Annotated in this window: 1 protein-coding gene and 1 pseudogene; one reads left to right on the top strand and one right to left on the bottom strand. The window is 68.8% G+C overall.

Going from position 1 to position 1,058, the window contains the following annotated elements; genetic code table 11:
• Positions 1-303 (bottom strand): annotated as a pseudogene (locus NW75_RS21780) (hypothetical protein); the annotation flags it as partial.
• A gap of 186 nt (positions 304-489) precedes the next feature.
• Here NW75_RS21780 and purE point away from each other — a divergent pair.
• On the top strand, positions 490-993 hold the full coding sequence (gene purE / locus NW75_RS21785; RefSeq protein WP_052192586.1) for a 5-(carboxyamino)imidazole ribonucleotide mutase: 504 nt from the start codon (positions 490-492) through the stop codon (positions 991-993).
• The last annotated feature ends 65 nt before the right edge of the window (positions 994-1,058 follow it).

Here is a 1,058-nt window from a genome sequence, read left to right on the forward strand (position 1 = left end):
GGCTTGGGCCTGTGCGTCGGCGGCGGCATCGCGCGCATTCTCGGTCACGGCGCGGGCAGTCTGGGTGCGCGCACGCTGCGCCTCGCCCAGCGCGGTGTCGGCGAGCTGGCTGGCATGATGCGCGGCGGCGATCGCCTCTTCCTTCTTGCCGCTGGCGAGATCTTCCTGCGCGGTGCGCAAGGCGGCCTGTGCCTCGGCCTGCAGGCGCGGGGTTTCTGCAGTTGCACCGACCTTGGCCGACGCATCGATCTTCGCGCGCGCTCGGCGATGGCGGCCTCGGCGCGCTCGTGTTTCCTTCGGCAAAAGCGGGGCTGGAGAAAGCGAGTACCGCGGCAAGGGCGGCGATCGACGCTGTAGACTTGCGGTTCATTGGGTTTCTCCTTGGGATCTGTTCTCGTGCACCCCCAACCCCTGCCGAGACGCACAAGTTCCACGACGAACCGTTTGCGAGAGTTGCCCTGCCCAGCGCGGGCCGCTAGTCCCGACGGCATGGCCACGCCCGAAACCCCCGCCGCGCGCCCTGTCGTCGGCATCATCATGGGAAGCACCTCCGATTGGGAGACGATGCACCATGCCGCAGAGCTGCTCGCCGAGCTGGGGGTCGCGTATGAAAGCAAGGTGGTGTCGGCGCACCGCACGCCGCAGCGGCTCTATGATTATGCGGGCAGTGCGGCTGCGCGCGGGATCAAGGTCGTGATCGCCGGCGCAGGCGGCGCTGCGCATCTGCCGGGCATGGCGGCGGCGCTGACGCATGTGCCGGTGCTGGGCGTGCCGGTGGAAAGCAAGACGCTGAAGGGCGTCGACAGCCTCTATTCGATCGTCCAGATGCCGGCGGGGATTCCGGTGGGGACGCTGGCGATCGGCAAGGCCGGGGCCAAAAATGCAGCGCTGCTGGCGGCAGCGATCCTGGCGCTGTCGGATCCGGGCTTGAGCGAGCGCTTGCAGGCTTGGCGCGCGGCGCAGACCGAGAGCGTGGCGACCGATCCGGCGTGAGTTTAACGTTTCTCCCCTCCCTGAAGGGAGGGGCGTGGGGTGGGTCGGGCTGATGGCGAACGGCA

This window comes from Sphingomonas sp. Ant H11, from assembly GCF_000797515.1.
Lineage (GTDB): Bacteria > Pseudomonadota > Alphaproteobacteria > Sphingomonadales > Sphingomonadaceae > Sphingomonas.

Bases quoted from the DNA above. Each gene is read 5' to 3' on its own strand.
- purE (WP_052192586.1), top strand. From the start codon at position 490: ATGGCCACGCCCGAAACCCCCGCCGCGCGCCCTGTCGTCGGCATCATC.